Below are 6,524 nucleotides of genomic sequence, written 5' to 3' on the forward strand. Positions count from 1 at the left end.
CGGGCCATTCGGAAAACGGCTATGGAAATCGGAAAGATCAGCTGCGAGGCGGGCGGTATCGCTCTTCAGATGCGCGTTCGATCGAAGATCCGGATTTCGTTGATGCAATGAGCCAGCCGGCTGACATGGCTGCCGCCGATCGAAGCCCGGACCTCGATCCGGCGCGCGCGCTCGATCTGCTGGTGACGGTTGCGACATTGCTGTTCGCGAACGGCCAGACGACCGAGCGCACGACCGAATATGTCGAGCGGCTGGCGACAGCGCTCGGCTTTTCTGCGCGGGTCTTTCTGCGCTGGGACGAGGTGACGGTCGCGATCGAGAATGGCGGCGGAGCGGCGAGCACGACCGTCGAGGCGAGGCCGGTCGGGATCGAGATGGGAAAGGTCGCTGCCGCAACCGCGTTGATTGACGACTTCTGCGATCACCCCTCCGCGCCAGAACCGCTGCGGTCCGCGCTAGCGCAGGTGCAGGCCCACCCGCCCGTCTCGCTCATTCGCTTCGCATCCTTCGCCGCCATCGGCGCCGCTGCGCTCGGCATCATTTTCGGCGCCGCCCATGTAGCCACTCTGATCGTCATCGCTGTCAGCGCCGGCCTCGGCGCCTGCCTGCGCCGCTGGATTGCTGGATGGAGCCATAACCCGTTCGCCCAGCCGCTCGCCGCTGCGCTGCTCGCCGGCGCGATCGGCGCGCTGGTCGTCGATCTCCAGTTCTCCTCCAGCCTGCAGCGGCTGGTCGCGGTCTGTCCCTGCATGGTGCTGGTGCCGGGCCCGCACGTCCTCAACGGCACGATCGACCTTGCGCGTGGACGCCTGGCGCTCGGGATCTGCCGGGTGGTCTATGCGAGCCTGATCATCTTTTCGATCTGCATCGGCCTGCTCGCCGGACTGTCGTTCGGCGGGACCAACCTGCCGGCATCGGCGCCGTCGCCGCCGGTCCCTTTGATCTATGACGTGATCGCTGCGGGTGCGGCGGTGGCCGCCTATGGTATCTTTTTCTCCATGCCATGGCGGATGCTGCCGGTCCCGATCCTGATCGGGATGTTCGCCCATGGCGTGCGTTGGGCGCTCTTGGCCAAGGCCGGCGTTGGCCTGGCGGGCGGCGCCTTTATCGCCTGCCTCATTGTCGGAGCGATCACCACGCCTGTGGCAGAACGTCTCAGGTTGCCCTATGCGGGGCTTGCCTTTGCATCGGTGGTTTCGCTGATCCCGGGCGTGTTCCTGTTCCGGATGGCGGATGGGCTCCTCGAACTCGTCGCGAGCGGGGGTAACGTTTCCCCGAGTTTGCTGCAGGCAACGCTTGCGGATGGAATCAATGCCTTCCTGATCACGCTTGCGATCACCCTGGGGTTGATCTTGCCGAAGATGTTGATTGGGTATCGTTTCAACAAACGGTTTACTGGGAGCGGCCGAAGCGCGTAGAATTTGAATCGCATCCCTGCGCAAGACATACGCTTTTGCAATCTGTGCACTATATTGATGGGGTGCCGCTATCGTAACTGTCGAGCAGGTGATTGGGATGCGCCTATTATTGCTTATCAATTTGACGGCCGTTGCCGTGGCGGGAGTCGCCATGGCTCAGACTGATGAGCCGCCGATGTCCCTTCCGCCCGTAAGCGTCGATCCGCAGCGGAATAATTTGCCGCCGGCTCTCGACCTCGGGCCGCAGCAGGGATCAGGAAACAACAGCGTCGTCCGCGGCAATGCCGGCAACGCTGGCAATGCCAAAGGCGGCTATGACGATCTCAACAAACGCTTGATGGGCGAGGTCAACAAGGTCAATCCTCCGGTCACGAATCAGGCGCCAATCGATGCGCGATCGCCGGACATCCGTGTCGGCGTCATCAACATACCGGCGGTCCAGCAGCAGTACGGGCAGAATTTCGGCATTTCGGCCCGGCCGTACCGCCCGCCGCCGCTTGTCTACTCGGCCCCTTTGGGACGGCATTAGACGTTTAAGCAGAAGGCGCCTGAGCGGCACGGGTTGCTGACCTGCCGCTCAGGCTCGATCGAGGGCGTCCTGGGTCCGCGGGGGACGACTATCGGTCGCTATCGATCATTGCTGCTTTCTCTGATTGTCCTGGTCAGCGTCTCGCGGATGTGGCGATGACTGATCCGCCGGACCTCCAGTGTCGCGACTCGTTACCACCGACGGACGAACATGCTGTTGACGCTGCTCTCGCGCGCTGCTTGTGCTGTGCTCTAAAGCGAATTACGGGTCTGGTCGGATGAGAACGTCAATACTTTCAAGTTCGTTGATTAAACGGATCTGGAGTCTGGTTTAGGTAAACTCCGACTCCCCCATCGTCCGACGTTGTCGAATTCCGAGTCCCGTCGGACCGTCAGTGGGGCCGGGCTTGGTAGTAACCGGACATTCGGCCGGACGCACAAGTCTGAGAAGAGCCAGTAGCAGTCCCTTTCGTCCGGATCAGCGAGTGCTGCCGTCGCCAACGAGATGCTCGCGGAAGAATCTGATGATGCTCGCGTTGAAGTCACGATAGGCTTTCGCTCTGCGATCGGTTGGCACCGTTGTCGCCGGGATAATTGATGGCAGCTACGACAAATCCTGCGTCGGCGAGTGCCTGTCCAACGTCATCGTGACCGCCGAACCAACCGCCTCGGCCGTGAGCGACAATGATCAGTGGCAGCTTGGTGCCGGTGACAGGACAGTCCTTCACGCCCTGCAGGGATTCGATAAAATTCATCGTAAGTTTACCGAGCGGCACACGTTGCGGCCCTGCTGCGCATGGATACCAAACGGCGCCTGCTAGACTGGGATCGGTATCGAGAAGTTGGATGCCTGCCGCCCGCGCAGACGAGGCCAAACAACAAAGTACGGCGACGCAAGCCCAATACATTCTGAGCGTAAAAGCAGCCCCCAAATTCGGCAAAATGGAACCATTAGATCAAAGATGACAGAACTGTGTCGCGTTCTTCGCCCAACGTGAATGACCGCTGTGGGGCAAAATGTGACCTCGTCGAAAGGGCTGCTTCTTGTGCAAAGCGGACATTCGGTCGGACCCACGAGTCTGAGAAGGGCCAGAAGCGGATCAAGAAAATCCGCGAGTCCCGGCCTCCATCGCTAGAGGCTGTTACGAGTCGGCGTTTGGACGCGATGATACGGCGTCATACCAACGCCTCGAGCCTGCGTTTTTTAATGGTATCTCCCAGCTCAATGCCTTTTTTGCAAAGTCGATTGCGACCATTGCTGTGATATCAGCGACGCTGAACTGATCACCAGCCACGAATGGCACTTCGACCAACCGGGTCTCGAGATCGTCATAGAAGTCGGCAATGCGACGATGGCCACGCTCGACCAATTCGGGGATCTGGTCGTAGCCATGCGGTCCCGCGATGGCGCGCCCCTTGAGAGCGGCGGCGCCGTTACGAACCGTCTCCATGACCGCGGCGAATCCCTCCTGCTCCATCCGACGCTCCCACATGGTAATCACGGCTTTATCCCGGGCTGTAGTTCCGAGCAGTGGCCGGTGGGTGTGCGTCTCCTCGAGATAGCGGATGATGGCTGGGACTTCGCCGATGGTCGATCCGTCATCGAGAACAAGAGCGGGGACGACGCGGCGCGGATTAATCGTCGCATACGCCTCGGAGAATTGTTCGCGTGCGCCGAGGTCGACCGGCACAACGGTCATCGAGATGTCCTTCTCCGCCAGGTAGATTCTCACGCGGCGAGAATTGGGCGAGGCATTGGACTGATAGAGTTTCATCGCAGCTTTCTCCGGGCATCAAAGCTTCGAACCACCGCCCACCTGGACGGTGTCGCCGGTGACCCAGCGCGCAGAATCTGACGCCAGGAACGCCACGACCTCCGCGACGTCATCCGCATGACCGATTCGCTGCAGCGCCTGCATCCCGAGAGCATACGTGCGGCCTTCCTCGGTCTTGGAAAACTCCGACATGTCGGTATCGATGATCCCCGGTGCGACCGCGTTGACGCGGATACCGCGAGATCCCAGCAGCGATGCGAAATGCTTCACAAGCGTGTCGATGGCGCCCTTGGTGGCGGAGTAAGCCGGCAACTGGCCCACAGCAGCGCGCGCCGCCAGCGACGACGTCATCACGATGTTCGAGCCTTCGGCCATCAACGGCAGCAATTGCTGCACCAGGAAAAACGGGGCGCGGACATTGACCGCGAACATGCGGTCGAAGTCTTAGACGGTCTGCGCCTCAATGCTGGCCGGCACCGCAATGCCGGCGTTGGCGACGAGAATATCGAGCTTACCGCCGACGAGTTTGCCAACTTCGCCCGCGAGTTTGTGCGCACCATCTGGCGCCGACAAGTCCGCCTTGACGGCGTCGGCCTGCCCACCGGCTTCGCGGATTTCGGCGACCAGCGAGTCCGCGTCCTTGGCGGAATTGCCGTAGTGAACGATAACGCGGGCACCGGCATTGGCCAGCGCGAGAGCGGTGAAGCGGCCGATGCCGCGGGAGGCGCCGGTGACGAGGGCGGTTCGGCTGACGAGGTCGGTCATGACTAATCTCCTGATTTGTGTGGTGTTTGTGTGAAACTACGCGGCCGTCCGGCCGCCGTTGACGCTGATGATCTGGCCGGTAATGAACGACGCCTTATCCGAGGCCACGAACAGGATGGCGTCGGCGAGTTCGTCCGGTTTGCCCGCGCGCTTGAGCGGGATACCGGCTACCATCCTGGCCTTGCGGTCGGCCGAACCGGTGAACCGGTCAAGCATCGCGGTCTCTACCGGACCGGGGGCGATTGCGTTGACACGGACGCCGAAGGCCGCGGCTTCCAATGCGGCGGATTTGGTCAGGCCTTCCACGGCGTGTTTGCTTGCAGTGTAGAGCGACGCGTTCGGCGCGCCGCGACTGCCCATGGTCGAGGAGATGTTGACGATGCTTCCCGATCCCTGCGGCTGCATCACTCGCAGTTCGTGCTTCATCGAGAGGAGAACGCCGAGCACATTGGTGTCAAACGTCGCTGCATAACTCTCGGCACTCTGGTCGGTGACGGGGCCGGGCGTTCCCTCGGTGCCGGCATTGTTCACGGCGATGTCGAGGTGGCCGAACTGCTTGACCGTCCGTTCGACCAGCGCCTGCACCTCGCTCTCGCGTCGAACATCGGCACCAACGAAGTCCGCCTCGGCGCCGAGCGCCCGCAGCTCAACCGCGAGCGCCATGCCGGCACCGTTGCGGCGACCCGAAACAACGACACGAGCGCCTTCGCGAGCAAAGGCCAACGCCGTCGCGCGGCCGATGCCGGTGAGTCCGCCGGTGATCAGGACAACTGGATGGCTCATCATGCATCTCCCAAATAAAACCGCTGCCATACCGATTCGATCTGGCTGAATGGACCGATCTACGAAGCGCTTGCAACGCGCTTGATCGATGCGCTCCGGCGTATGTGAGTGATTTAGGAAATACTGGCGCTCCGCAGAAAGACTTTGTAAGATTTAAACCATACTTTCTAGGACTGGCTCCGTGGAACTCCGACACCTCCGCTATTTCGTCGCCGTGGCCGAAGAAGGCAGTCTCACGGTGGCGGCCCAAAAGCGCCTGCACACGGCGCAACCGTCGCTGAGCCGGCAGATTCATGATCTTGAGCTAGAGCTCGGGGTGCAGTTGTTGATCCGCGGACCACGCGGCATCGAACTGACACCGTCGGGGCGGGTATTCCTCGATCACGCGCGCGTAGCACTGCTGCAGGTCGAGGCCGCCAGCGAGGCCGCGCGCCGCGCCGCCCAGCTGACAAAATCATCTCTCTCGATCGGATTTCTCACCGGCTATGAAATGGACTGGCTCCCGGCCGTGATGGGTATCCTGCGCGGTAAACTGCCAAGCACTGAGATCACGATCCACAGCGAGGATTCTCCGGACCTTGCCGCCGGACTGGTACGCGGCAAGATCGACCTCGCCTTCCTTCGTCCGGAGAAGAATGCGCCTGGCTTGCAATTCAAGCTGCTAAGGCATGATCCGGTGATTGTGTTGATGCCATATGATCACCCCCTTACGGCCAAGAGTGCGATCCGACCACAGGAGCTGGCGGGGCAGACCTATATCGGCGTATCACCGATACGGGCATCGGTTTTGCGGACCGTCATCGAGGACTTCTTCAAACGCCATGGATTGACGATCAAGCCCGCGCATCAGGCGGAGAATTTGGCCATGGCGAGCTCGCTGATCGCTTCCACCGGCGGCATCAGCCTGCTTCCGCTTTACGCGCAAAACCTGATGCCGAAATCCATCGTCAGTCGTCCAATCCAGGGCAAGCCGCCGATGGTCGACCTCGTAATCGGCTACAGCGAAGCTAATACCTCCCCGCTGCTGAGATTTCTGCTTTCGAAAGTCGATGAGATTAAGTTTCAGGTCGCAAGTCGCGATGGTAGGTAATCGCGGGACAGTCATCGACCCGTCGGCAATGGGTCAACATCCGTCGTCCGATCGGTCGAATTGGACCCAAGTACGTCTTCAATCGTCTGAAAGACGACGTCATTTCAGAGGTTATCGGCTTGAGAATGGTCGACCTCACTAATTGAGGAGGTCACCATGATCGAA

At 60.9% G+C, this 6,524-nt stretch carries 6 protein-coding genes and 1 pseudogene; 3 read left to right on the top strand and 4 right to left on the bottom strand.

Annotation, left to right across the window (positions count from 1 at the left end; translation table 11 throughout):
• Positions 1-107 precede the first annotated feature (107 nt).
• Both OZ411_RS04840 and OZ411_RS04845 read left to right on the top strand, forming a co-directional pair.
• On the top strand, positions 108-1,418 hold the full coding sequence (locus OZ411_RS04840) for a threonine/serine exporter family protein (RefSeq protein WP_282527033.1): 1,311 nt from the start codon (positions 108-110) through the stop codon (positions 1,416-1,418).
• A 151-nt stretch (positions 1,419-1,569) separates the two neighbouring features.
• Positions 1,570-1,947: a hypothetical protein gene (locus OZ411_RS04845; RefSeq protein WP_245475729.1), complete on the top strand. Its 378-nt coding sequence runs from the start codon at positions 1,570-1,572 to the stop codon at positions 1,945-1,947.
• 541 nt (positions 1,948-2,488) lie between these two features.
• On the opposite strand, the gene OZ411_RS04850 is transcribed toward OZ411_RS04845, so the two are convergent.
• The 4 genes and pseudogenes from OZ411_RS04850 to OZ411_RS04865 form a co-directional block, all read right to left on the bottom strand.
• A complete protein-coding gene (locus OZ411_RS04850) occupies positions 2,489-2,701 on the bottom strand; it encodes a hypothetical protein (protein ID WP_207234399.1) in 213 nt (70 codons plus the stop codon).
• A gap of 387 nt (positions 2,702-3,088) precedes the next feature.
• Positions 3,089-3,721, bottom strand: coding sequence for a glutathione S-transferase (locus OZ411_RS04855; RefSeq protein WP_282527034.1), 633 nt, complete (start codon positions 3,719-3,721; stop codon positions 3,089-3,091).
• Between the two features lie 18 nt (positions 3,722-3,739).
• A pseudogene (locus OZ411_RS04860) lies at positions 3,740-4,486 on the bottom strand (SDR family oxidoreductase).
• A 36-nt stretch (positions 4,487-4,522) separates the two neighbouring features.
• Positions 4,523-5,269: a glucose 1-dehydrogenase gene (locus tag OZ411_RS04865; RefSeq protein WP_282527035.1), complete on the bottom strand. Its 747-nt coding sequence runs from the start codon at positions 5,267-5,269 to the stop codon at positions 4,523-4,525.
• Between the two features lie 181 nt (positions 5,270-5,450).
• Between OZ411_RS04865 and OZ411_RS04870 the strand changes: the two genes are divergently transcribed.
• Positions 5,451-6,359, top strand: coding sequence for a LysR family transcriptional regulator (locus OZ411_RS04870; RefSeq protein ID WP_282527036.1), 909 nt, complete (start codon positions 5,451-5,453; stop codon positions 6,357-6,359).
• Positions 6,360-6,524 lie beyond the last annotated feature (165 nt).

The organism is Bradyrhizobium sp. Arg237L (assembly GCF_029990105.1).
Taxonomy (GTDB): Bacteria; Pseudomonadota; Alphaproteobacteria; order Rhizobiales; family Xanthobacteraceae; genus Bradyrhizobium.

Bases quoted from the DNA above. Each gene is read 5' to 3' on its own strand.
- OZ411_RS04865 (WP_282527035.1), bottom strand. From the start codon at position 5,269: ATGAGCCATCCAGTTGTCCTGATCACCGGCGGACTCACCGGCATCGGC.
- OZ411_RS04855 (WP_282527034.1), bottom strand. From the start codon at position 3,721: ATGAAACTCTATCAGTCCAATGCCTCGCCCAATTCTCGCCGCGTGAGA.
- OZ411_RS04840 (WP_282527033.1), top strand. From the start codon at position 108: ATGAGCCAGCCGGCTGACATGGCTGCCGCCGATCGAAGCCCGGACCTC.
- OZ411_RS04845 (WP_245475729.1), top strand. From the start codon at position 1,570: ATGGCTCAGACTGATGAGCCGCCGATGTCCCTTCCGCCCGTAAGCGTC.
- OZ411_RS04850 (WP_207234399.1), bottom strand. From the start codon at position 2,701: ATGAATTTTATCGAATCCCTGCAGGGCGTGAAGGACTGTCCTGTCACC.